This is a genomic window from Bacillus sp. FSL K6-3458 (assembly GCF_038005045.1).
GTDB lineage: Bacteria > Bacillota > Bacilli > Bacillales > Bacillaceae > Bacillus > Bacillus altitudinis.
On the sequence record NZ_JBBOSI010000001.1, the window covers coordinates 3,110,889 to 3,135,176 of the forward strand.

Sequence of the window (24,288 nt, forward strand, 5' to 3'; positions counted from 1 at the left end):
TGCTAGAAACCATTTTTTGTTTACAGGAGGAGAAAAAGAATGACAAATTCTAATCATAAAAATTTGACAACGAATCAAGGCGTGCCAGTTGGCGATAATCAAAACTCTAGAACTGCTGGTCACAGGGGACCTTCATTTCTTGATGATTACCATTTGATTGAAAAACTTGCACACTTTGACCGTGAACGCATTCCAGAGCGTGTCGTTCATGCAAGAGGCGCCGGCGCTTATGGTGTATTTGAAGTAGAAAATAGCATGGAGAAACATACAAGAGCAGCCTTCTTAAGTGAAAAAGGAAAACAAACAGACGTTTTTGTCCGTTTCTCAACGGTTATTCATCCTAAAGGTTCACCTGAAACATTACGTGACCCTCGCGGCTTCGCAGTCAAATTTTATACAGAAGAAGGCAACTATGATCTAGTTGGGAACAACTTGCCGATCTTCTTTATTCGTGATGCACTCAAATTCCCTGATATGGTTCACTCTCTCAAGCCAGATCCTGTAACAAACATTCAAGATCCTGACCGTTATTGGGATTTTATGACGTTAACACCTGAATCCACTCATATGCTCACATGGCTCTTCTCTGACGAAGGTATTCCTGCGAACTACGCTGAAATGCGCGGTTCTGGTGTTCATACGTTTAGATGGGTAAACAAATACGGAGAAACAAAATATGTGAAATATCACTGGAGACCATCAGAAGGCATTCGCAATTTATCAATGGAAGAAGCTGCAGAAATTCAAGCAAACGACTTCCAGCATGCGACAAGAGACTTGTATGATCGTATTGAAAAAGGAAATTATCCAGCATGGGATCTTTACGTTCAGCTTATGCCGCTCAGTGATTATGATGAACTAGATTATGATCCATGTGATCCGACGAAGACGTGGAGCGAGGAAGATTATCCACTGCAAAAAGTGGGCCGCATGACACTGAACCGCAATCCAGAAAATTTCTTTGCTGAAACAGAGCAATCTGCTTTCACGCCAAGTGCCCTAGTTCCAGGAATTGAAGCATCTGAAGACAAACTGCTTCAAGGTCGTCTGTTCTCTTATCCTGACACGCAGCGTCACCGCCTAGGTGCAAACTACATGCGCATCCCAGTGAACTGTCCTTATGCGCCTGTTCACAATAACCAACAGGATGGCTTTATGACAACAACTCGTCCAAGCGGTCATATTAACTATGAACCAAACCGTTATGACGATCAGCCAAAAGAAAACCCTCACTACAAAGAAAGTGAACCGGTTCTTCACGGTGACCGTATGGTGAGACAAAAAATCGAAAAACCAAACGATTTCAAACAAGCTGGAGAAAAATATCGAAGCTACTCTGAAGAAGAGAAACAAGCATTGATCAAAAACTTGACAGCTGACTTGAAAGACGTAAATGAAAAAACGAAATTACTTGCGATCTGCAACTTCTATCGTGCAGATGAAGATTATGGACAGCGTTTAGCGGATTCACTCGGTGTGGATATTCGCTCATATCTTCAAGGAAGCATGAAATAGATCTTCTTTTCAGCTGGAGCACCTCTTTTTAAAAGAGGTGCTTTTTTATAGCCGGAATACGTTAATACTAATCAAATGACCCGTCACCGGATGAAAATAAATTTCTGCATGTGCTGCAAATCGTGTGGAGCCTTCCTTCACGGTCACGCGAAACACATCTTTTGTTTGATCTTCATTCACTTGTGTACGTCCAATGTAATGATAATCGTTTAAAGCGGCGCCTTCATATTCATCTTGCAAGGCAGTATACGCAAGCCTTTCCCAATTCTCTGCTGGCTGCACAGCTGCTTGTGAAGATGGATGAATCATAAGACTGCCAAATAAAACAATTCCTGCTGCAAAAAGCATCCATAATTTCGGGTGCATGATATCAATATTCTCACTTTCATATCTATTTTGTTTAGGTTTTGCTGGTTGGTTCTTTTTCATACATCAAGCATTTATTCAGCCTATAATTCCCGGTACCCTGTTTATGCAGACACCAACTTTTCCCCTGAAAAAGTCGATCTGATCCGAGCAAACTAAGTAAGACTTCTCAAGGGAAAGGAGAAGGTTTAATGAATGTGGCAGATTATGATAAGGCACTTTATTATACGCATCGCTCGCAATGGGATAATTTACTTATTCTTATGGTCCGTACGCAAGATGATTTGCTCTCGAAACGTATTGAGCATTTCTTACATGCGTATCAATTTAACCGGAACGATGCAGATGTTGAAAAATGTTTATATGGACTCCTGCAGTATATCGACCATGCTTCAGAGGCTGCCGTTGCTGAAGCATATGCAGAACCGATGTACACATAAAGGAAAAGGCTGATTTTCTGCCTTTCAGATTGTTGACATAGGGCTAAATTGAACTTTATTTTAGCTCTTTGTTTTCAGCCTTTTACTAACCGCCTTTTATAAAGAAGAAAAGACTTCATGAGAAATACTCATGAAGTCTTTTGGAATGTCCACCATGACTGTTTACAACAGCTCTTTCGGCTGATTTTTTTGATAATCTACCGCATATAGAGCGGCCTGAGTTCGATCTGCCAGCTCTAACTTTGATAACACATGAGACACGTGAGTTTTCACAGTCTTTTCAGAAATAAACAGCGATGAGGCAATTTCTTTGTTACTTTTCCCTTTCGCAATCTCAAATAAAACATCACGTTCCCTATTGGTCAACTCGTTCATCAGGGCCCATTTTTGCTCTTTAGGTTCAGTTAGATGCTGGACAAGAAACGCTGTAATATGACCATCTAGCTGGTACGTACCATTTTGCACCTCAATCATTGTCGTGAGAAGCTTTTCAGGTGCGACATCTTTGAGCTGATAAGCCTTTGCTCCCGCTTGGATAGCAGGGATCACATAGTCCTTATCTGCATAGCTTGTCAAAATGACAATGCGGACATCCGGCATATCCAGCGTCATTTGCTTTGTCGCCTCAATCCCATTCATTACAGGCATAGAAAGATCCATCAAGACAATGTCAGGCTTTGTCTGCCTCACTACCTGTAGTGCCTCTTCTCCATTGGATGCTTCACCAACGATGTCCACATCTGGCTGGGTTTGCAAGAAAAAGACCAGTCCTTTTCGGACAATGTGATGATCATCTGCAATGACTACCCTCATGACAATCCCTTCTTTTCTTGAGAAAATGGTACTTTCACATCAATCGTCGTTCCCTTCCCTAGCTCAGAATTGATGCAAAATGTACCTCCTGCTCTTCGGATACGGTCAGCCATCCCTTTCAGCCCAAATGAAGGAAGACTCATTTGTTCATCATACTGAAATCCCTTTCCCTGATCGATGATTTTCATACCAAACGTATCTCCTGATTGCTCCAGTTTGACCTCTACTTTCTCAACGCCCGCATGCTTTTGGCAATTATTTAGAGCTTCTTGGCATACGCGAAATAAGGTTTCGTGCTTTGAATGATCTATTTCCATACAGCCTGATAAAGACAATGAACAATTTAGACCTAAAAGCTGTGCATACTCTTCAATCGCTGTTGTAAATCCTTTTTCAAGCCCTTTTGGTCTTAACTGCCAGATGAGTGATCGCATTTCAATGAGGGCATCTTGTGATAAATGCTGAATAAAATCAATCATTTCACCTAATTTTTGATCACTTGTCATTTGACGCGCTGCCTTTGCAGTCAAACTCACGGAAAACAGCATTTGATTCACAGAATCATGCAAATCCTGCGCAAGCCGGTTTCGTTCTTCTAAAAGTGCATGCTGCTGCTCATTTTGCACAAGCTTCATGCGCTGAATAGCCGTACCAATTTGCAGTGCAATACTTTCAAGCAGATTCAGCTCCTCCTGTGTAAATGTGACCTTCCCTTTTGCCGCCACATTTAATAAGCCAAACGTACGCTTACATGCTTGGAGCGGAACGGTTGCATGATGGGTAATTCCTTCTGTATCTCCAAGCTTTTGCTCAATCGCCGTTTCAATCCGTTTACAATTGATGATATTGGTAGCTGATTGCAGTGAGCCTTTCGTGTAGCGGTTGATGCAATAGCAATCGTTTTGACACATCAATTGCTTTCGATCCTTTGCCAACGCTTCAGGTAAGCATACTTCTGCCATTAGTTCATACGATCCGTCTTCTTCTATAAAATAAATCCATGCTGTTTGAAAGCCTGTCACTTCCATAAGCATATGAAGCACTTCATGAAGCGTTTCCTTCATTTCCATCCCTTCATTTAGCTTTTCAGCAATTTCTTTTAACGTTTTTAATGTTTTGACTTTTTCTTGGTAATCTCCCATCGTGTGTACCCCCGGCTTTTACTGCCTCTCTTATCAATATGTTGATTATACCATGAGCATCTGTGCGGCTCTTTCTCAAAAAGGATGATTTTTTCTCATCCTTTTGACTGAGAAAAAGCCATCATGCATGACATGATGGCTTTGTGATATTTTATTTAGCTGTTTCTTCCACAATGTCATAGACGACTTTCATGACTTCTTCTGATAAGTGTTTCAGCTTTTCTTCGCTGTCTGTTAACGATGTGCCTTTGACTGCAATATAAAATTTGACTTTAGGCTCCGTACCAGAAGGTCGTAAACAAAACCATGAGCCATCTTCAAGGAAATATTTCAGGACGTTTGATGCCGGCAGATGAATCGTTTCTTCTTTCTTTTCAGCCACAAGGTGCCTTTGACTTGATTGATAATCCTCAATGACCGTAATGCGCTGACCGGCGATAGAAGCTGGCGGGTTTGATCTAAAGGTATGAAGAATAGCAGAAATCTGCTCTGCTCCTACTTTCCCCTTTAAGGTTAATGACTTTAACCCTTCTCTGTAAAATCCAAATTCCTTAAAAATATCAACAAGCGCATCATATAATGACTTCCCTTGTTTCTTATAAAAGGCTGCGACTTCAACTGCTAATAACGCAGCTTGAACTGCATCTTTATCTCGTGCAAAATCACCGATCAAATAGCCGTAGCTTTCTTCATAGCCAAATTGAAACGTGTATTCTCCGCTTTCCTCGAACTGCTTGATTTTTTCTCCGATAAATTTAAAGCCAGTGAGCGTATCAATCGTGTCAGCTCCAAATGCTGAGGCAACAGCACGCCCAAGCTCACTTGTCACAATCGTTTTCATCACAACGGGGCGAGGCGGCAGCTGACCTAGTTTTTGTTTTTCAGATAATAAATAATGAAGTAGTAAGGCGCCTGTTTGGTTGCCGGTCAAAACGGTAAATTCACCATCATGATTTTTCACAGCGATACCTAATCGATCTGCATCTGGATCTGTCGCAATCAAAATATCAGCATTTTGCTTTTCACCAAGCTTGATGGCGTATTCAAAAGCGGCATGCTCCTCTGGATTTGGAGAAGTGACCGTCGAGAATTGCGGATCTGGTTTTTCCTGTTCAGGCACAACCGTCACATGCTTATAACCAAAGGCCTGAAGTCCGTTTCGGACAGGTTTATTCGCCGTCCCATGAAGCGGGGTAAACACCACTTTGACATCGACTTCTTTTGCAAGCTCAGGGTGCACACGAATCGTTTTTAATTTTTCCATATACGCTTGATCGATTTCTTCACCAATCATGCGGATCAAACCATTTTGCTTCAATACTTCTTCTGATTCCACTGAAATGGCTAATTCATTTTCGATGGCATCTACTTCTTTAATGACTTGATCTGCTTCAAATGGGGGCATTTGGCCTCCATCTTCTCCATAAACTTTATAGCCATTATATTCTGGCGGATTGTGACTTGCTGTCACAACAATCCCTGCAAAGGCATTCAGTTCTCGAACTGCAAAAGAGAGTTCTGGTGTCGGACGCAGTTCGTCAAATACGTATGTTTGAATGCCATGCGAAGCAAGTGTTTTGGCCGCTTCCATCGCAAATTCAGGAGATTTATGGCGTGAATCATAGGCAATGGCGACGCCTCTTTTTTTTGCATCCTCTCCATGTGCTGCAATATACGCAGCAAGACCAGCAGATGCTTTTCGAACAGTGTAAACATTCATTCGGTTCGTTCCAGCACCAATTTCTCCGCGCATTCCTCCAGTACCAAACTCAAGGTTTTTGTAGAAGCAGTCTTCAAGCGCTTGATGATCATCTTGATGTGCCTCCAGCCATTCCCTTAGTTCAGTATCCAGGTGCTTCTCATTGATCCAACGCTCATAATTCGTATTCCAACTCATGGTCGTCCTCCCAGCTCTTATCATCAATAAAATAACATCTACTGTTATTTTATATGGAATTATCCTTCATGTCATGTTATATCATGAACATATGAAAAAACGATGAACAAAATAAAAAAGCCGATACACGATCGGCTTTTTACTTATTCAGCATCAAGCGGTACGACTGCTTCATGGAATAGTCGGTCTAATTCAGTTTGATGTTTCTGTTTTGTCGCTTCATCCCAGCCAAAACGATCTGCCATATAGTCAACAACAGGCTGAGCATACGTTTTTGCCCAATTGATATTAAATAATAGGCTGCCTGTTCTTCTCAAGAAGAAATCGACAGGTGTAACAGCCAATTCTTCTTCGATCGCATAGACAAGTTCAGCCAACACATATGCGGGAATGTTTCGTTTGTCTGCTTCCCCTTGAAGCTGCTCCACACGCTTGAAGACATTGCTGACGTTTGAGCCATATTTCTCAGCTAATTTTTGTGCAATCGGTTCTGTCAAACCAACGGATGCTCCTTCTGCCGTTTTCGCTTGAACAAAGGATGCCATATTTTTCGAACCGCCTACATGCCCGCCTGAAATTGGCATATGTTTCGTTTTACATGGTCCGAAATCTTTTCCAGTTTCCTCTTTAAGTCCATCACGTACAAGATTCACAATGTGTTCAGCCATTTTACGGTAACCTGTTAATTTACCGCCAGCAATCGTGATTAAGCCTGAAGATGATGTCCATACCTCATCCTTACGAGAAATTTCTGAAGGATCTTTGCCTTCTTCATGAATGAGTGGACGAAGACCAGCCCAGTTAGATTCAACGTCTTTCTCTGTAATATGAAGATCTGGGAACATATATTGAATGGCTTTGATCACGTAATCACGATCTGCTTTTGTCATACGCGGATGTTCCAGCTGTTTTTTGTAAACGGTATCTGTTGTTCCCACGTACGTTTTTCCTTCTCTTGGAATCGCAAAGACCATCCGTTTATCAGGTGTGTCAAAGTAGATTGCTTGTTTTAATGGGAAAACAGATTGGTCAAATACTAAGTGAATTCCTTTTGTATGTTGTAAATGTTTCCCCTCTTTTGAGTGGTCCTTGTCTCTTAGCTGATCGACCCACGGACCAGTCGCATTGACGATTTTTTTCGCATATACATCGTATGTTTTCTGTGTTGTGACATCTTCAATGACAACACCGACAACTTTGCCTTTATCATAAATAAATTCTTTTACTTTCGCATAGTTGACCGCTTCTGCCCCGAATTTCACAGCCTCTTTCATGACTTCAATTGTCAGGCGTGCATCATCTGTACGATATTCAACATAGTAGCCCCCGCCTTTTAAGCCATCCTTTTTCACAAGTGGTTCTTTTGCAAGTGTCTCTTTTGCACTTAGCATACTTCTGCGTTCACTATGCTTAACGCCAGCTAAAAAGTCATATACTCTAAGTCCGATTGAAGTTGAAAACTTACCGAATGTCCCGCCTTTATGCATCGGAAGAAGCATCCATTCTGGCGTTGTCACATGAGGACCGTTTTCGTATACGATGGCACGCTCTTTACCGACCTCTGCGACCATTTTCACTTCAAATTGTTTTAAATAACGAAGTCCGCCGTGTACAAGTTTCGTTGAGCGGCTAGATGTACCTGCTGCGAAGTCCTGCATTTCCGCAAGACCGACACGCATTCCGCGTGAAGCCGCATCAAGTGCTGTACCAGCGCCAGTAATACCCCCACCAATGATAAACACATCATATGGTTTTTTTGTCATGTCCTGAAGCATTTGTTCTCTTTCTAAGCTAGAAAAAGTCATCTCTTGTTCCTCCCATGTTGTACGGTAAAGAAAAAGAGACCGCAAACACCCAAAGCGTATTTCTACACTTCGGTGCTTGCGGTCTCTCCAGTTCTCCAACCGTTCTATTAACTTACTTGAAGTATACCATACTTTTTGTTTATTTGAAAGCTTGAGCTGCTTTTACAGCCTTTTTCCACCCGCTGTATAACGAGTCACGGCTGTCTTCTTCCATTTTAGGTTCAAAGCGCTTGTCAAGGTTCCATTGTTTTGCAATGTCTGAACGGTCGTTCCAGAAGCCAACTGCAATTCCCGCAAGATAGGCCGCACCGAGTGCCGTCGTTTCATTAATTTCTGGACGTTCTACTGGTACATCGAGCAAATCACTTTGGAAGCCCATTAAGAAATCATTCTTTACAGCCCCGCCATCGACGCGCAATGTTTTAAGTGAGATGTTTGAATCTTTTTCCATCGCATCTAAAACATCTTTCGTTTGATAAGCAAGTGATTCTAACGTTGCACGAACAAAGTGCTCTTTAGAAGTACCGCGTGTTAAACCGAATACAGCGCCTCGGACATCACTATCCCAGTATGGTGTGCCTAAACCAACAAATGCTGGTACGACATATACGCCGTCTGTTGACTCAACGCGCTCAGCATAAGCTTCACTGTCTTTTGAGTCTTTAAACATTCTAAGTCCATCACGCAGCCACTGGATCGCTGAGCCAGCAACGAAAATACTTCCTTCTAAAGCATATTCAACTTTGCCGTCAATGCCCCATGCAATCGTCGTTAACAATCCATGATCCGACTTAATTGCTTTTTCCCCTGTATTCATCAACATGAAACATCCTGTACCATATGTGTTCTTCGCCATTCCTTCTTCAAAGCAAGCCTGACCGAATAACGCAGACTGCTGATCTCCTGCCGCTCCTGCAATCGGAATATTTTTACCGAAGAAGTGATAGTCTGTTGTTTCACCATAAATGTGTGATGATGGTTTGACGTCTGGCAGCATGGAAGCTGGAACACCTAAGATATCAAGTAGTTCTTCATCCCATTTCAGATCGTAAATATTGAACATTAACGTTCTTGATGCATTCGAATAATCTGTCACGTGTGATTGACCGCCAGTCATTTTCCAAATGAGCCATGTATCAATTGTGCCAAACAGCAAGTCACCATTTTCTGCTTTCTCACGAGCACCTTCGACATTGTCTAAAATCCATTTCACTTTAGTACCTGAGAAATAAGCATCAATGAGTAGACCCGTTTTATTTCTAAACGTTTCATCATGCCCTTGCGCTTTTAGCTCATCACATATACCAGATGTTTGTCGTGACTGCCAAACAATTGCATTGTAAACGGGTGCGCCTGTATGTTTATCCCAAACGACAGCTGTCTCACGCTGGTTCGTAATTCCGATACCGGCGATTTGATCTGCTTCAATTCCTGATTCGATTAAAGCAGTTGAAATAACTGATAGAACAGAGCTCCAAATTTCATTTGCATTGTGTTCTACCCAGCCTGGGTTCGGAAAATATTGATTGAATTCCTTCTGAGCTGTATGTGCAATTTTACCTTCTTGATCAAATAAGATCGCTCTTGAGCTTGTTGTCCCTTGATCTAATGCGAGAATATATTTTTCTTTTGCCATGGTGTTTTCCTCCCCTTACATACTTTCATTGACAGCATTTGTCTGGTTTTTCGTAGAAACATAGAGTCCTAACAATACCACAACTAAAATAACGCTTACAATCCAAAAGGCTGGTGTGACGTTCGCTTTAAAGGCTGCATTATAGAAAACACCGCCAAATGCACCGCCCAAAATTGGACCAACAACAGGAACCCAAGCATATTTCCAATTTGATGGACCTTTACCTGGAATCGGCAGAATGGCATGTGCGATTCTTGGACCTAAATCACGTGCAGGGTTAATTGCGTAACCAGTTGTACCACCTAATGAAAGACCAATTGCGACAATTAAGAAACCAACAATCAGCGGATTGACTCCGTCTGCAAATTTATTTGCACCAATCGCTAAAATTCCTACCACCAATACAAATGTACCAATGACTTCACTGAGCACGTTTGCAAAAGTATGCGGAATCGCAGGACCAGTTGAGAATACGCCTAGTTTTGCACCTGGATCGTCTGTCGCTTTCCAGTGTGGTAAGTAATGTAAGAAGACAATAATAGCTCCGAGTAATGCGCCAAGCATTTGACCGACAATATACATTGGAACATCAGCCCAAGGAAAACTTCCTTCTAATGCAAGACCTATTGTCAGCGCCGGGTTTAAATGTGCACCGCTGATTCCTCCAGTGGCATAAGCTGCAATCGCTACTGCAAATCCCCATCCGAAAGCGATTACAATCCAGCCGGACTGATAAGCGAGCGATTTCTTTAAACTGACTGCCGCACACACACCGCCTCCGAAAATAATAAGAAGCATTGTACCAACGACTTCACCCCAAAATGGTGTCATGAAAAATTCCTCCTCTGGTTCAGTTGCCATCCCCTATAAATGTGTAGAAAAGATAAAGAAAAAAGATCCACAACAAACATACTTTACATCAGGGTCATTTGTCACCTAGTAAAGCGTCGTTGTGGATCTCCGTTTCTCCATCACATGATATTAACTTAGTGCTATAGTAACAGAGGATGAAAACGTTGTCAATCAATTTTCACATTTTATCTTTTTCACTTTTGGAACGCTTTCCAAAGCTCTGTATTCGATGTGGTGACAGCTGTCGCCCCTGCTGCAAGCGCCCTTTCTACATCTTCTTTTGTTCGGATAAATCCTCCTGCAAATATTGGTATTCCAGCTCTTTCGCGCACTTCTGTAATTAAATCTGGCACGACACCCGGCAATACTTCAATAAAATCTGGACGATGTTTCCCGACAAACTCCATGCTTTTTTCCATCGCACTTGTATCAAGTAAAAACATTCGCTGGATGGCATATACCTTTTTCTGCTTGGCTTTTACTATGACAGAAGACCTAGTAGAAATAATGCCAGCTGGTTTCATTTCCTGACAAATAAATTCCGTTCCGTACTCATCATGTTTGATTCCGTGAATGAGATCGACATGGACAAACATTTTTTTATGATGCGCATTCGCCTCATTCATGATGCCCTTAAGCCGCCCTAAGTGAACATCTAGTAAGACCCCATATGTAAATGGACTTTTTAAAAATTCCTCAAATTGCTTCATATTGCGAACAGCAGGTAGAATGGGTTGATCATGAAAACTCATATGCCGTCTCCTTCTCGTGTGTATTGGTTCTATCTTCTCCTTACAGTAATAGAATCGCATGTTTTTTTCAATACACCTAGTGTGCCCATTGACCATTCAGCCTAGCAGATCGATCAAAACCTGATCCTTTCAGGGCATAGAAAAAAGCAGAGAAACCTCTCTGCTACAGCGTGTAGGCAACCCCTCGCATTCTTTGTCAGTCCTGCGTGCTGGTGCTCACGAATGTCACATTCGCTCCGCGCCAGTACTCGTTCTTCCTAGACTGCAAAGGTTTTCTATCACGCTGAAAAGAAGACAAAGGGCTAAAATAAATAATATTTTAGCCCTTTGTCAACAATCTGAAGCAGAGAAATCTCTGCTATAATTGTGCCATGCTTTCTTTTAAAGTATGAATAATGAATGAGGCGTCTTCATCAGTGATATTTAGCGGTGGTGCGAGCTGTGCCACGTTATTATAACCAGCCACTGTATCGCCATTTTTCCCGATGATCAATCCTCGCTTTTTACATTCTGTAATCAATTGACCGACTACACTTGGATCAGCTGGCTTTTTTGACGCCTGATCCTGCACAAGCTCAATCCCAAACAGCAGGCCTTTTCCTCTCACATCACCGACAAATGGATGCTCTTTTAACTCTTGCAAACGTTCGAGCATGTCTTGGCCAAGCGTGCCTGACCGCTCCACTAATTGCTCGTTTTCCATGATCTCTAGGTTAGCAAGTGCCACCGCACAGGAAGCAGGGTGACCGCCAAATGTATTCACATGCCGTAGCCTGTCATACGTATCTTCTCCTGCATACGCTTCATAAATGTCTCGTTTCACGCACGTTGCAGATAGCGGTAAATATCCACTTGTGATCCCTTTTGCCATGGTGATGATATCTGGCTTCACTTCCTCATGCATAAATCCAAACCGCTTTCCTGTCCGGCCAAATCCGCAGATGACTTCATCTACAATGAGAAGCGCTCCATGGGCTTCACAGATATCTTTGACCTTCTTCAAATACCCTTTTGGCGGCATTAGGATACCGCCTCCTGTAATCATCGGCTCCATGATGACGCCAGCAATGGTCTCACTTAATTCCCACGTCATCGCTTGATCGATTGCATCAGCACTTGCCAAGCTCTCTTGATCTTCAGGATGCCGGTACATATCAGGCGGTGCGACATGGATAAACCCCTGCCCTAACGGTTCATATTTGTACTTGCGCTGCGCTTGACCCGTTGCGGCTAGAGCTGCTGCTGTGTTGCCATGATACGATCGATATCGGGAAATAAATTTTGTGCGTGTACTCTCTCCCTTTTGCGCATGATATTGTTTGGCAATCTTAAATGCCGCTTCATTCGCTTCAGAACCACTGTTAGAAAAGAAGATCACATAGTCCCCGTCTAGCCATTCATTGAGCTTCTCAGCCAGCTGAATCGCTGGTACGTGGCTTTGTGTCAGTGGGTAGTAAGGCATCGTATTTAATTGCTTATACGCCGCTTCTGCAAGCTCTTTACGTCCATATCCGGCATTTACACACCATAGTCCTGACATTCCGTCTAAATAGCGATTTCCATGAATATCTGTCACCCATGCGCCTTCTGCCTCATGAATCACCATACTTTCATTTTCTTTGTTTGTCCCTTTCATATGATGCCAAATGAACTGATCATCTTTCGCCTGAAGATCTTGTGCGTTATGTGTTTTCATCTTCCCACGCCCCCATGTATCCGTTTTCATCATCAAAGAAGCTTAAACCGGTCCTGCATATGACCTCTCCATTCATTATATGGATAAAAGTGAGGCATATGAAACTGAAACAAGACCGCCCATGTCGTTACTCTCATTATAAAAAAGGGGCTAGACACATTACATTAGACAGATCGTCAACTGATTGAAAAGAACCATGAGACACTCTACTTGATCCCTTGGCAAATCTAACATATACCGTTAATGGCGATTCCCCTGTAAAAATTCATAAGCAAGGATCGCAAATTCAAGCGCTTGACGTTTTGGCGCTTGCATCATATCCTCACCAAGTAAAGCATGAAGCTTATCCAATCTGTGATAAAGCGTCTGCCTCACAATATAGAGCTGGCTTGCGGTTTCTTTTTTAGAACCGTTTGTCTGTAAAAAGATATTCAGCGTCTGATAGAGCCTGCCGCTATTTTGTTTATCATATAAAATCACCGGCTCTAAATACTCTTTCACCATGCATTCTAATAACCCGCTTTCTTTCATGACAGGCAACAACCGAAGCATATGTAAATCTTGATAAAATGGGCTTTTTATCCGTTGCGGCATCACTTTCTTTAAATGCAGCACTTCTTTCGCTGCTTGAAAACTTTTTCTCATGTACTGAAATTGCTCACAATATGAACCGATTCCATAATTGATGACTGCCTCGCCGGGCTTCTCACGGTCATATAATTGCGTGATGTCGTTTGCCGCTTTTTCTGCACGCTCTTTCCAGTCCTCAACTTTTCTTGTATTCAATAAAATAAATAAGGTTTGTCCTTGATGCTCGTACACAATCAAATAGAAACCAGCACGCTGAAAAATAGAACGGCAAGAGACAAGAAAATAAAGATTCCCTGCGATTTCTTCTATTTGGTGGTTTTTTTGAAAGAGCATCACCACACAGCCGGTCGGTTTTTTCAGTCCTTCTGTTTCCTCAAGGTGTTCTATGATTTCTCTTTCTGTATGCTCTTCATGAAACCATTTTTGCAGCCATTCATTCTCTTTTGTCTTCTTCAGCTCTTCTGTATACAGCTCTCTTAAAGTTTGTTGGGCAAGGGCATTCGCTCCTTTATCCATCACAAGCAGTTCAAATTCCGAGAGCGTGTTCGATTGATGAATGAGGACGAGGTCTGCAAAGGTTTGTTTGAGTGCAAGGACTTGTTTTTGCGTCACTTCATATCCTTTTGGTAATGAAGCATATTGCAAATAATTCATCACAAGCTCTTCTGTTTGTTTGGATGAATCACATAAAATAATCGGTTCACCTTGAACAGGGATCAACAAAAGAATCCCTCTCACGTGCTGATACACTTGATCCAAAATATCCATCTGCGGATGAGGAGTCAATAAAAGCTCATTCAACTTGGACGACAGTGTTTCTAAATCCGCCATCATCTGATACTGACGCTCAATCATCATCGTATGGAGATGCTGTGTAATATTGACGAACTTCACTTCTTTTGTAAACAGAATAAGCGGAAAATCACGTTCTTCTGCATAAATAATCAGTTCTTCCGGTACATCAAACCGGAGCGGTACAAATTCAATACACAAGCCGGCCGCACCTGAGTCAATCAACTGCCTTAAAAACGCCTGAAAGACTTCCAATTGATCATGGAAGCCTGCGGCCGTCGTTAAGATCAGCTCGCCTCCGTTTAACAAATCCTCTACAGCAGGCACTTCAAGTACATGTACCCATTTTACCTGCCGAAACAATCCCTTTTCCCCAGCTAACACTTTCGCATGCGTAAAATGCTTCGTTTTTAACACATCACTTACTTGAAAATGAACATCTACATTCATTCATAAGTCCCCCTTTGTTTGCCGTCCCCTATCCCAGAGGGTGCATGGATAAAATCCATAATAAAACAGGTAAAGTCACAATACTTAAAATCGTACTGAGAAACGTCGTGCTTGAGACAAACTCAGGCTTCGTTCGAAATTGCACAGCCATCAGTGTTGTATTCGCCGCTGTCGGCATCGCTGCAACTAAAATCATAATTTGTTTCACCAAATCATCTACAGGTAAAATAAGTGTAAAACCAAAGGCGATGAGAGGTGAAATAAACAGCTTGAGCAGCACCGCATAGGAAATATTGCGATAATCCACTTGTTTAAAAGAAATCACTGCGAGCTGCATACCTAAAATCAGCATAATCGTTGGTATCGCTGCATCCCCGACCAGCTGAACACCTGTCATAAGCTCTTTAGGTAATGAAAGGTCAATGAGCTGAAATAATAAACCAAGAAGAGCCCCGTAAGCAACCGGCATACGCAGCACTTTTTTTAGAACGACCTTCAAGTCTCCCGCGTCCTCTCCACCTTTTGCTGCATAATACATGCCGATCGTACTCATGACGAGCTGCTGAAGGACCATTAGCACAATCGCAATATCTAAACCAGCTGCTCCAAAAACAAGAAGGACAACAGGCGTGCCGTAATTTCCATTATTCATAAATGCTGATGACAAAATCATGGCACAATACGTTTCATTCGAATACCCGTAAATTCGAGATAAAATGAAGACACATAAAACAAGTGAAAGACAAAGCCCTACGACAAATATAGATAAGTACACATAGTCCATCGATACTTTATTTTGATAAAAGGTTTCAAACGCAAGAAAAGGTGACATTAAATATAAAGACATTGATGAGAGCGTATGTATATCAAAGCCAATTGTCTTCTGCCCAATATACCCTATAAGGAATATGCCGAACACTGGCATTAAGACAAGTAAAAACTCCATGCAGCACCTACTTTTCTCTAGATGAATTCCTTATTTTTTACCCTCTTATCATACCACTGATCATCAATAAAAAAGAAGCACCCTTATGAAAGGTCGCTTCTCTCCTCATCCATATAAAACACTTCCCATAAATGGCCATCACGATCCTGAAAGCTCCAGCCATACATGAAATCATGGTCTTGTTTTTCCTTAAACGGTGAACCACCAGCTGCGATTGCACGCTCTACAAGCTCATCAACCTCTTCCCTCGTCTCGACCTGTAAAGAGATAATGACCTCTGCGCCATTTCTGGCATCTACCAATTCCTTCTCTGAAATGGATTGGAAATGCTTAAGTGATAACAGCATGACTGTGATCGTCTCATTCATCACAAAACAAGCAGCATGTTCATTCGTCAGTTCTTGTTGAAAGTCAAAACCCAGCTGTTCAAAGAAATCCTTTGACTCATTTACATGCTTAACCGGCAAATTGATATACAGATGTTTAGATTCTCGCCCCATATCCCTCTCCCTTTGTAAAACATCATTTCCATTCAGTATATTCGTCTTTTCATTTGGCATCCCTTTGTCGCATGAAAAAATAAGCGGTAAGCCTCATTACCTTATTTTAACAAAAATATATAATAAATCTCGTGCACAATACTAAATGAACTAGGAGGTTTTCTTAATGAAAACAATCGCAAAATCTTTGATGCTCTCCACCTCTGTCCTTTTATTCGCTTCACCTATTACACAAACAGCTGATGCTGCATCTATTCAAACGAAGCAGGTGACAGCAGAAAGTGATTTTCAGCTTCCTTCAACAACAGACACCATTAAACAAAACATCGAACAATCTTTCCAAAAACAAGAAAAGTGGCTACAAAAATTAGAAGTGATTGCCGGACAAGAAAAACGTGAACAATTTGAACAGTTTTTCAACCAGCATGTAGGACCTGATTTAAAAAATCTTTTAGAAGAGCCTGCTCTTACATGGAAACAAGTAGAAAAAACGATTTATCAATCTCTTGTCAAATCAGACGTTCCATTTTTAGCTGCCAAAAGCATTGCCCACTTTGCTACACTCGCATTAAAGAAAATGTAAACATAAAGAAAAGCGCCTCGCATAATTGCGGGGCGCTTGTTTTGGTTATTTCTTATATTCAATATGGTACACGTCTCTTCTTCGGTCTTTCAGCTGACGAACCGTCCCATCTTGACGCTGTCTTCTTAATATTTCTAAGTCGACATCACCGACAACCACCATTTCAATATTCGGGTTGCATTCCCCTACAATGCCATCTCTTGCGAATTCAAAATCAGATGGTGCAAAGATTGCTGATTGTGCATATTGGACATCCATGTTTTCTGTTTGCGGAAGGTTTCCGACCGTTCCAGAAATGACCGTATATATCTGATTTTCAACCGCTCTCGCCTGCGCACAGTAACGTACTCGTAAATAGCCTTGACGGTCTTCTGTACAGAATGGAGTGAAAATAATTTTCGCTCCTTTGTCAGCTGCAATTCGAGCAAGCTCAGGGAATTCAATATCGTAGCAAATTTGGATCGCAATTTTACCGCAGTCCGTATCAAATACCCGGACTTGGTCACCAGCTGAAATCCCCCACCATTTTCTTTCATTCGGCGTGATATGCAGCTTATATTGCTTTTCAATCGTTCCATCACGTCTAAATAAATAGGCGATATTATAGATTTTCCCTTCCTCTTCAACGAAATGAGAACCACCGATGATATTAATGTTGTACTTGACCGAGAGATCTGTAAACAAATTGATGTAGTCCTCGGTATATTCTGTGATCCGCTGCACTGCTAGACTTGGTGATCTCTCTTCTAAATATGACATAAGCTGCGTTGTAAAGATTTCCGGGAAAACGGCAAAGTCAGCTGACGCATCTGATGCCACATCCACGTAATACTCCACTTGATTCATAAACTCCTCAAAGGAATGAATTTGCTTCATTGCATATTGAATGACACAAATTCGTACTGGGAACGCCGATTTATAATATCTTTTCGATTGCGGGCGATAATCGACATTGTTCCATTCCATTAGCGTTGCGTACGTACTGGAAGCTTTATCATCCGGCAAGTAATTCGGATTGATCCGCATCAGGCTAAATTCATTTAACAGCTGAAAAGATAGCACAGGATCATAAATTTGGTGCAACATGACTTGCTCTACATATTGGCGAGGCGTCATTTCCTCTTGATATTTATGATAATTCGGGATACGTCCGCCAATGATGATGCTTTTTAAATTTAATCTTCTCGCTAAGTCTTTTCTTGCTTCGTATAAACGATGACCGATTTTCATCCGGCGGTACTCAGGACTGACCATTACTTCAATTCCGTACATATTCATCCCATCTGGATTATGGTTTGTGATATATCCATCATCTGTGATGTCCTGCCATGTGTGACGATCATCGTATTCATCAAAGTTTATTAATAAACTTGAACATGAGCCAATGATTTCTCCCTCGAATTCCGCACAGAACTGGCCTTCTGGGAAATGTTCAAGGTGGCTTTCAAGGTGCTCTTTTTTCCAAGGGTCCATGCCTGGAAAGCATACCTCTTGCAATGCAATGATTCGGTCGATATCTTCTTCTCTAATATTTCGAATCACCATTCTTTTTTCAAATCGCGTTAAATCTAGTTTTTCTGCCATGATGTATTGCCCCCTTACTGATCCTCTTTTTCAAGCTGATGGAATAGCTGGAGCAATTCGATTTCAGCCATGGATTCTAATCTAACATCATATTCTTCAAACTGCAGTGTGCTCGTCACTTTATTTGGCACGATGACACATTTCATGCCCGCTCGTTTGGCAGCGATTGACCCATTCACAGAGTCCTCAAATGCCACGCAATCTTTTGGCTCAACGCCTAAGCATTGTGCGGTTTGCAAATAAAGTTCTGGGTGAGGTTTCACTTCTTCCACATCGTCTGACGTGCGGATACATTCAAAGTAATCGAAAAGTCCAATTTGTTTCAGGTGATCAGACACCCATTTATAATCTGAGCTGGAAGCAAGTCCAATCTTAATTCCAAGCTCCTTTGCCGCTTCTAAATAAGCTTCTACACCAGGTCTTGCTGCTTCGTCCTTCATTCTCTTTTGAAAACGTGAACGCCGGTCTTCTGTGAGTGCCTCATGATCTAATGTCTTCCCTAACTGCTCTTCCAAATATTCAAAAGGCTTAAAACCTGCCTGCGTTCCAATCACATTTCCCCATACAGACAGAGGCAACTCCGATTCATGCTCCGCAAACATTTCCTGCAGAACCTCATATTCATGTGTTTCTGTATCTAAAATTAATCCATCAAAATCAAATATAATCGCCTTTACCAAAGAGGCCACTCCTTTTTTCCGAAAGTCTGAAATATCTTCCATACTGCTATCATATCGTGAATAAAATTGACTTTCAAAGATGAATGTCTGCTAAAATGATTATGTATAAAAGGAGCCTGCATCGTTTTGTCAGGCTCCTGTCATGTTCGATTCTTTCTGCAAGAGATCCAAGCGCTCCGATTCGTGGAGAATAGACATTGTTGAAAAAGAGCGGAATTGGTATTACAGATCTTGAAGGTTTCTCCGTTCCCTTAAAAATAGTATGTGCGACGACCTTGTAAGTTAACAAGGAAGTTCACACCAACTTTTACGCATTTTGAAGGTGACGGCCTGCAAAATCATCTAAATCAAACGGGAAAGAAAAGCCGCACGCATTAATTTGTTCACGGTTGAGTTCAAATAACTCACGATCTCGTTTTGTGATATGTCGCTTCGGCTTTAAAATAATGGTATGTAATAGCTGAAGACCTGATAAGATACGAAAAGCATCATCCATTGTCCCGTTATACACACCATCAATGAATGTAAGCGGGGGTTGTTTTTCCTGCGCTTCTCCATTGACAGAATGGGATAAAAGATCTTCAATTTCCTTTGATACTTCTTCAATTGCCTGCTCTTGAAGGTCTGTCGCAGCTTTCATTAATCTCACGTGGCATCTACCTCTCTGTCGTTATTACTCCATTCAGAATAGCACAGAAAAAAAGTCATTCGCTAAGGTAAGTGTTTCCTATATATACCCAAAGAGAGGACGAATATCATGATCATAAAAGGACACACGCTCTCCCTAAAAGTAGGTGAGCATCAAAATGGCAATTCCTTAAGTCAATTTTTAAAAGACGAAGTGTCTGCCTCTAAACCGATTATCCATTTTTGGATGGAGCACCAAAAAGTCCGTCTCAATCAAAAACCTGCCCACCATGCTGCAAAAGTGAGTACAGGTGATCAGATTATCATTGATTTATTTGAGACGGAAGAAAGTGATGTGACGCCAGAATACGGTGAATTAGAGGTACTCTTTGAAGACGAGCATTTATTAGTTGTCCAAAAGCCTGCTGGAAGGCCGACGCATCCAAATGAAAAAGGACAAACAGGTACGCTGGCGAACCTAGTCGCTTTCCATTTTCAAGCAAATGGAGAAGAAAAGCGGGTCAGACATATACATAGGCTGGATCAAGACACAAGTGGCACCGTTATTTTTGCCAAACACAGGTTGGCACATGCTGTACTCGATCAAATGCTTTCAAAAAAAGCGATTAACAGAACGTATCTTGCCATCGCACAAGGACTGTTTAAGAAAAAGAAAGGAACGATCCAAGCAGCCATTGGACGTGATAAACATCATGCCGTCAGAAGGAGGGTTTCTCCTACTGGTCAAAGCGCCAAGACTCATTATGAGGTCTTCCATCTCAATAAACGTTTACAGATGACGGCCGTTAAGCTTCGATTAGAAACAGGCAGAACGCATCAAATTCGGGTCCATCTTAGCAGTCTCGGGCATCCTTTAGCTGGCGATACATTATATGGCGGGAAGCGTGACCTGATAAACAGATGCGCCCTTCATGCCAAACAAGTAGACATGAACCATCCATTCACAGGTGAAAAGCTGACGATAGAAGCACCGCTTCCACCTGATATGGCTGAATTAATGGACAATATGTAGAAAAAAGAGCCTGATCATACAGGCTCTTTTGACGTTAGACAGATGCTCTTTTCGCATAAATAATGTACCGCTCTGGTGCGTTGCCGACAAAATGAAATGGATAGCATGTGGTTAACACAAGCTCTTCTTTTTTATTTTGTAAGGTAATAATGGATGTATCATACTGATCCACAATTTTCGTATGCGTAATTTCATAAACAAACTCACCATACGGTACAGTGATTTTCAGCTGATCCCCAATATCCAGTTCACCAGTCCGGCGGAAGACCGTATCCCTGTGTCCCGACAAAACGATTTGTCCATTTTGATCAGGGTAATAACTGCCTTTATAATGACCGACGCCTTTGGCAAGGTCGTCCGCATCTGTCCCTTCAACAATCGGCAAATCGGCTTTTAATTTCGGAATGGTCAGGATGCCAGAGGCTTTCCCCATTTCAGGTGAAAATTTTTCCTTTGTCATCCCTTGATCAGTTTCTACGACCTTCTTTGCTTCCTCTAAAGAATGTGCTGTTTGTAAGTGAGTAGAAGCGATTTGCCAAATTCCCCAGCCAAGCACCACAATCCCCGCTGACATGACAATCACTGCAAGCCATTTTTTCATGCGTTAACTCCTTTGTCTTTGCTGATGATTCTTTAGCTTGCTGCTGCCTTTTCTTCTTGTTTCGCTTGTTGAATTCGGCCCTCTTTTTGATACACAATAGAAGCTCCCTCGAAGCTCTTTACAAAAGCGACCGTTGCTTCTAAATCTTCTGGGCCTGTTTCCGGATTTTTCCCTAGCCGCCCAATCGGTGCATACTTACTTCCAGTGGCAGTCGCCATGAAGTTGTTCACTGTGAGTGTATACGTTTTATCGAAATCAACGGAAGAACCATCAGGCATTTTTAAGTCGACTACTTTATATGTTAACGGATTGTACGAATAAGAAAAGCCTGAAATGCTATAATCCGGTCCAAATTGAGGAGATATTTGAGCTTCAATGATATCAACTAAATCTTTCCCCTTAATTTCCAGCTTCACTAACACATTTCCAAATGGCTGAATATTAAAGAGGTCTCCCCAAGTAATGGGTCCTTTTTCGAGATTTTGTCTGATGCCGCCACCATTCATCATGGCAAAGTCACTTTTCATTGAATATCTCATGCCATCCGCAATGAGGTTGCCAAGTGGTGTATCACCATCATTGGAATAGCCGCCCTCCATCTTGACGCCAGCTTCTCCAACAACCTCACTAATAATCGGCTCCACTTCTTTTCCGTAATGGGCTAAAATGTCCGCTGCTTCCTGATCCTTTTCAATACCAGCATGGTCTACATACTGGATGTTTGCACTCTTTTTGACAATATCCTTTGTTTTCCGGTCAAGTGTGACATTGACTTCTCCAATTGCCTTTCCGTATTCAAAGGCTTGGACAATTAATTTTCCATTCACCTCTCCATTGACCACTTCGTGATTATGGCCAGCGAAAATGACATCGATTTCGTCATCACCTTCTTTGGCAAGCCTTGCACTTTCTCCAGTAATGGTATCACCATTTTGAGAGGCGGTCATATGAGCCAGAACTGCGATCGCTTTAATCCCTTTTTGCTTTAATTCCTTCGCTGCTTCATTGACAGCTTGGACTTCATCAGTAAATTGAATGTCTTTAATTCCTTCTGGCATGACCATACCTGCCGCTGATGTTGTCACAACCCCAATAAAAGCCACAGGAATTCCTTCGACATCCATGATTTCATAGGCCGGTAAAAGTGGTTTGCCAGTATCCTTGTATTCACAGTTTGCACAAACAAGCGGGAAGTTCTGCCCATCGTACCCTTTTGTGCCTTTCGGGTGATCTCCACCTTTTAAAATGCGCAATAGTTCGTCTACACCTTCATCAAACTCATGGTTGCCAACTGTCCCAACATCAAAGCCGATGTTCTCCATTAGTTCAACCGTTGGTTCATCTTGTAAAAGAGAAGATATTGGCGAGCTTCCGCCTATCATATCTCCTGCATGAACTGTCAGTGTATTTTTTTGCGCAGCTTGCTTTTGTTTTATATAAGCCGCCACATAATCCATCCGTCCATATGTTCCTTTACTGCCATCACCTTTTACATCCAGCTCATATTGCTGATCAATTTTCCCATGCAGATCATTCATGCTTAAAATGGTTAATGGGACTTCACTGGATGATGCTGACGCCTGATATCCAGCCTGCTCTGCTTCTTCTTTAGAAGCAAAAAAGACACGTTTATCTACATCGATCTCATTCCAGCTGTCAGGTGATACGTAGGTTTTTGCAGATGAATCCCCCACATAACGTGTGAGCCCTTTTTTCTGCTCGCGTGCTCTAAATTCAAACGGCTGTTCTAACAGAGGATCTTCTTCATTCCAAATACCAAGCCCTTTTTCCTTGGCATCTTTCACTGCTTGCTGGAACATCTGATACTCTTTTTCATCCCCAACAGGCCAGATGAAATAAGTAGAAGCATATCCTTTTTTCACAAGCTCTAGGTTCGTATTCAGCCCTTTTTTGGTTTTGACTTGAGCTAAAAGACGTCCATATCCATCCTTTGCTTCCGGGCCAATCTTTAATGTGACTCGATCACCCCTTGAAAGAAGCGTTTTTAAATAATCCGTCGCTTTTTGTCCAAAGCGCAGCTGGTTTTGATCTAATTCATTTTTTGGCTTGTGGTAGGTTTCTGGTGTGTCCATATTCACGAAGCGTACCTTTGTTGTGCCGAGCACAGGCTTCTTCAAATGAATGGTATCTCCATCCACAACACGATCTACCGTTGCCTCATATTCTTTTTTGATTTTTGGCGGCTTTGGCTGGTGCTTCAGCAATTTGACATCGGTTTTGTGTCTTGGAAGTACTTGCAGCGTATCATATCTGCTTAAAACGCCAGTAAACTCATACCATTTTCCGGTCTTCACTTGATCAATGGCACCCGTATCAACCATGACTCTAAGGACTGTGCTATGATATTTTTTATCGATGATGACCACATTGTATCCACCGCCAGCTGGCTGATCTGGCGCTTGTTCTACATAGCCTTTTACCTTCACTAATCTTCCTTCATATTTGCTTGCCTGCTCCGATTCCAATTGTTTAATGGAAACTTTCTTTGGCGAAGGCAATGGCTGATTCACAGCCTCTATCTTCAGACGACCTTGATCTGGCACAATTTCAACGAGCCCTTTATAAGTCGTCACCTTGCCAGTCACCGTGACCTTCATGCCTGCTTTCAGTTCTGGAAAATTCTTAGGCTGCGCAGAATAAATATTGAGACCAGCTGTTTTGTCTTGAATATATGTTGATAGTTTCCCATTCCCTATAGCGGATTGATCTGCTGTTACGATTCCGCTCACCGTTACCGTTTCTCCTATCAGTTTTCGGGCTTTTTTTATGTTCATCGGCTTTGTTTGTTTCCATAAAGTCTCCTTTTTCTCAGAAGAAGAAAACGCCTCAGCTGTCATCATACTAGGCAGTAAAGATTGCAGACTAAATATCACCAAAATCAAACAACAGACCATTCGAATAGATTGTATACGTTTCATTAGATTTCTCCCCTTTGAACTTCATCTCTTCTAGTGTACAAAGCAAAT

The 24,288-nt window shown here is 41.9% G+C and carries 21 protein-coding genes; 4 read left to right on the top strand and 17 right to left on the bottom strand.

Annotated elements, in window-relative coordinates:
• Positions 1 to 39: 39 nt before the first annotated feature.
• Positions 40 to 1,515: a catalase gene (locus MHH23_RS16410; protein ID WP_045034838.1), complete on the top strand. Its 1,476-nt coding sequence runs from the start codon at positions 40 to 42 to the stop codon at positions 1,513 to 1,515.
• 45 nt (positions 1,516 to 1,560) lie between these two features.
• Here MHH23_RS16410 and MHH23_RS16415 read toward each other — a convergent pair whose 3' ends face one another.
• Positions 1,561 to 1,944, bottom strand: a complete 384-nt coding sequence (locus MHH23_RS16415; RefSeq protein ID WP_203144215.1) for a YqzG/YhdC family protein — start codon at positions 1,942 to 1,944, stop codon at positions 1,561 to 1,563.
• Between the two features lie 128 nt (positions 1,945 to 2,072).
• Between MHH23_RS16415 and MHH23_RS16420 the strand changes: the two genes are divergently transcribed.
• A complete protein-coding gene (locus tag MHH23_RS16420) occupies positions 2,073 to 2,321 on the top strand; it encodes a YhdB family protein (RefSeq protein WP_008349000.1) in 249 nt (82 codons plus the stop codon).
• Positions 2,322 to 2,483: 162 nt separating this feature from the next.
• Here the strand turns inward: MHH23_RS16420 and MHH23_RS16425 are convergent, their stop codons facing one another.
• The 11 genes from MHH23_RS16425 to MHH23_RS16475 form a co-directional block, all read right to left on the bottom strand.
• Positions 2,484 to 3,134, bottom strand: a complete 651-nt coding sequence (locus MHH23_RS16425; RefSeq protein WP_007497084.1) for a response regulator — start codon at positions 3,132 to 3,134, stop codon at positions 2,484 to 2,486.
• Positions 3,131 to 4,276, bottom strand: a complete 1,146-nt coding sequence (locus tag MHH23_RS16430; RefSeq protein WP_340959851.1) for a GAF domain-containing sensor histidine kinase — start codon at positions 4,274 to 4,276, stop codon at positions 3,131 to 3,133. The genes MHH23_RS16425 and MHH23_RS16430 overlap by 4 nt, the downstream gene beginning before the upstream one ends.
• 151 nt (positions 4,277 to 4,427) lie before the next feature.
• Positions 4,428 to 6,173, bottom strand: coding sequence for a phospho-sugar mutase (locus MHH23_RS16435; RefSeq protein ID WP_024719954.1), 1,746 nt, complete (start codon positions 6,171 to 6,173; stop codon positions 4,428 to 4,430).
• 143 nt (positions 6,174 to 6,316) lie between these two features.
• Positions 6,317 to 7,978 (bottom strand): glycerol-3-phosphate dehydrogenase, encoded by a 1,662-nt coding sequence (gene glpD / locus MHH23_RS16440; RefSeq protein WP_039169256.1) that lies wholly within the window; start codon positions 7,976 to 7,978, stop codon positions 6,317 to 6,319.
• 139 nt (positions 7,979 to 8,117) lie between these two features.
• Positions 8,118 to 9,614, bottom strand: a complete 1,497-nt coding sequence (gene glpK, locus MHH23_RS16445) for a glycerol kinase GlpK (RefSeq protein ID WP_007497075.1) — start codon at positions 9,612 to 9,614, stop codon at positions 8,118 to 8,120.
• A 15-nt stretch (positions 9,615 to 9,629) separates the two neighbouring features.
• Positions 9,630 to 10,445: an MIP/aquaporin family protein gene (locus MHH23_RS16450; RefSeq protein ID WP_008349011.1), complete on the bottom strand. Its 816-nt coding sequence runs from the start codon at positions 10,443 to 10,445 to the stop codon at positions 9,630 to 9,632.
• 215 nt (positions 10,446 to 10,660) lie between these two features.
• Positions 10,661 to 11,218 carry a glycerol-3-phosphate responsive antiterminator gene (locus MHH23_RS16455; RefSeq protein WP_017360356.1) on the bottom strand — a complete coding sequence of 186 codons (558 nt, stop codon included), beginning with the start codon at positions 11,216 to 11,218 and terminating at the stop codon, positions 10,661 to 10,663.
• 358 nt (positions 11,219 to 11,576) lie between these two features.
• Positions 11,577 to 12,914 (bottom strand): aspartate aminotransferase family protein, encoded by a 1,338-nt coding sequence (locus tag MHH23_RS16460; RefSeq protein WP_135009107.1) that lies wholly within the window; start codon positions 12,912 to 12,914, stop codon positions 11,577 to 11,579.
• 240 nt (positions 12,915 to 13,154) lie between these two features.
• Positions 13,155 to 14,747, bottom strand: a complete 1,593-nt coding sequence (locus MHH23_RS16465; RefSeq protein WP_285528037.1) for a PucR family transcriptional regulator — start codon at positions 14,745 to 14,747, stop codon at positions 13,155 to 13,157.
• A 28-nt stretch (positions 14,748 to 14,775) separates the two neighbouring features.
• Complete coding sequence (locus tag MHH23_RS16470) at positions 14,776 to 15,693, bottom strand: AEC family transporter (RefSeq protein WP_007497064.1); 918 nt, start codon at positions 15,691 to 15,693, stop codon at positions 14,776 to 14,778.
• 83 nt (positions 15,694 to 15,776) lie between these two features.
• Positions 15,777 to 16,193, bottom strand: a complete 417-nt coding sequence (locus MHH23_RS16475) for a VOC family protein (RefSeq protein ID WP_024719950.1) — start codon at positions 16,191 to 16,193, stop codon at positions 15,777 to 15,779.
• A 166-nt stretch (positions 16,194 to 16,359) separates the two neighbouring features.
• Between MHH23_RS16475 and MHH23_RS16480 the strand changes: the two genes are divergently transcribed.
• Complete coding sequence (locus MHH23_RS16480; protein ID WP_024719949.1) at positions 16,360 to 16,776, top strand: hypothetical protein; 417 nt, start codon at positions 16,360 to 16,362, stop codon at positions 16,774 to 16,776.
• A gap of 45 nt (positions 16,777 to 16,821) precedes the next feature.
• Here the strand turns inward: MHH23_RS16480 and MHH23_RS16485 are convergent, their stop codons facing one another.
• The 3 genes from MHH23_RS16485 to MHH23_RS16495 form a co-directional block, all read right to left on the bottom strand.
• Positions 16,822 to 18,360, bottom strand: a complete 1,539-nt coding sequence (locus MHH23_RS16485; RefSeq protein WP_007497061.1) for a bifunctional GNAT family N-acetyltransferase/carbon-nitrogen hydrolase family protein — start codon at positions 18,358 to 18,360, stop codon at positions 16,822 to 16,824.
• A 14-nt stretch (positions 18,361 to 18,374) separates the two neighbouring features.
• Positions 18,375 to 19,040: an HAD family hydrolase gene (locus tag MHH23_RS16490; RefSeq protein ID WP_024719948.1), complete on the bottom strand. Its 666-nt coding sequence runs from the start codon at positions 19,038 to 19,040 to the stop codon at positions 18,375 to 18,377.
• A gap of 307 nt (positions 19,041 to 19,347) precedes the next feature.
• Positions 19,348 to 19,689 carry a DUF5365 family protein gene (locus tag MHH23_RS16495; RefSeq protein ID WP_048003243.1) on the bottom strand — a complete coding sequence of 114 codons (342 nt, stop codon included), beginning with the start codon at positions 19,687 to 19,689 and terminating at the stop codon, positions 19,348 to 19,350.
• A gap of 108 nt (positions 19,690 to 19,797) precedes the next feature.
• On the opposite strand from MHH23_RS16495, the gene MHH23_RS16500 reads away from it, so the two are divergent.
• Positions 19,798 to 20,700, top strand: coding sequence for an RluA family pseudouridine synthase (locus tag MHH23_RS16500; RefSeq protein WP_249855787.1), 903 nt, complete (start codon positions 19,798 to 19,800; stop codon positions 20,698 to 20,700).
• Between the two features lie 34 nt (positions 20,701 to 20,734).
• On the opposite strand, the gene MHH23_RS16505 is transcribed toward MHH23_RS16500, so the two are convergent.
• The gene (locus MHH23_RS16505) at positions 20,735 to 21,301 is read right to left on the bottom strand and encodes a class D sortase (RefSeq protein WP_081114735.1); all 567 of its coding nucleotides are present in this window, start codon (positions 21,299 to 21,301) and stop codon (positions 20,735 to 20,737) included.
• A 32-nt stretch (positions 21,302 to 21,333) separates the two neighbouring features.
• On the bottom strand, positions 21,334 to 24,240 hold the full coding sequence (locus tag MHH23_RS16510; protein WP_340959855.1) for a 5'-nucleotidase C-terminal domain-containing protein: 2,907 nt from the start codon (positions 24,238 to 24,240) through the stop codon (positions 21,334 to 21,336).
• Positions 24,241 to 24,288: the final 48 nt, after the last annotated feature.

Excerpts from the sequence above, each read along its gene's own strand:
- MHH23_RS16410 (WP_045034838.1), top strand. The coding sequence starts at position 40 with ATGACAAATTCTAATCATAAAAATTTGACAACGAATCAAGGCGTGCCA.
- MHH23_RS16415 (WP_203144215.1), bottom strand. The coding sequence starts at position 1,944 with ATGAAAAAGAACCAACCAGCAAAACCTAAACAAAATAGATATGAAAGT.
- MHH23_RS16420 (WP_008349000.1), top strand. The coding sequence starts at position 2,073 with ATGAATGTGGCAGATTATGATAAGGCACTTTATTATACGCATCGCTCG.
- MHH23_RS16425 (WP_007497084.1), bottom strand. The coding sequence starts at position 3,134 with ATGAGGGTAGTCATTGCAGATGATCATCACATTGTCCGAAAAGGACTG.
- MHH23_RS16430 (WP_340959851.1), bottom strand. The coding sequence starts at position 4,276 with ATGGGAGATTACCAAGAAAAAGTCAAAACATTAAAAACGTTAAAAGAA.
- MHH23_RS16435 (WP_024719954.1), bottom strand. The coding sequence starts at position 6,173 with ATGAGTTGGAATACGAATTATGAGCGTTGGATCAATGAGAAGCACCTG.
- glpD (WP_039169256.1), bottom strand. The coding sequence starts at position 7,978 with ATGACTTTTTCTAGCTTAGAAAGAGAACAAATGCTTCAGGACATGACA.
- glpK (WP_007497075.1), bottom strand. The coding sequence starts at position 9,614 with ATGGCAAAAGAAAAATATATTCTCGCATTAGATCAAGGGACAACAAGC.
- MHH23_RS16450 (WP_008349011.1), bottom strand. The coding sequence starts at position 10,445 with ATGACACCATTTTGGGGTGAAGTCGTTGGTACAATGCTTCTTATTATT.
- MHH23_RS16455 (WP_017360356.1), bottom strand. The coding sequence starts at position 11,218 with ATGAGTTTTCATGATCAACCCATTCTACCTGCTGTTCGCAATATGAAG.
- MHH23_RS16460 (WP_135009107.1), bottom strand. The coding sequence starts at position 12,914 with ATGAAAACACATAACGCACAAGATCTTCAGGCGAAAGATGATCAGTTC.
- MHH23_RS16465 (WP_285528037.1), bottom strand. The coding sequence starts at position 14,747 with ATGAATGTAGATGTTCATTTTCAAGTAAGTGATGTGTTAAAAACGAAG.
- MHH23_RS16470 (WP_007497064.1), bottom strand. The coding sequence starts at position 15,693 with ATGGAGTTTTTACTTGTCTTAATGCCAGTGTTCGGCATATTCCTTATA.
- MHH23_RS16475 (WP_024719950.1), bottom strand. The coding sequence starts at position 16,193 with ATGGGGCGAGAATCTAAACATCTGTATATCAATTTGCCGGTTAAGCAT.
- MHH23_RS16480 (WP_024719949.1), top strand. The coding sequence starts at position 16,360 with ATGAAAACAATCGCAAAATCTTTGATGCTCTCCACCTCTGTCCTTTTA.
- MHH23_RS16485 (WP_007497061.1), bottom strand. The coding sequence starts at position 18,360 with ATGGCAGAAAAACTAGATTTAACGCGATTTGAAAAAAGAATGGTGATT.
- MHH23_RS16500 (WP_249855787.1), top strand. The coding sequence starts at position 19,798 with ATGATCATAAAAGGACACACGCTCTCCCTAAAAGTAGGTGAGCATCAA.
- MHH23_RS16505 (WP_081114735.1), bottom strand. The coding sequence starts at position 21,301 with ATGAAAAAATGGCTTGCAGTGATTGTCATGTCAGCGGGGATTGTGGTG.
- MHH23_RS16510 (WP_340959855.1), bottom strand. The coding sequence starts at position 24,240 with ATGAAACGTATACAATCTATTCGAATGGTCTGTTGTTTGATTTTGGTG.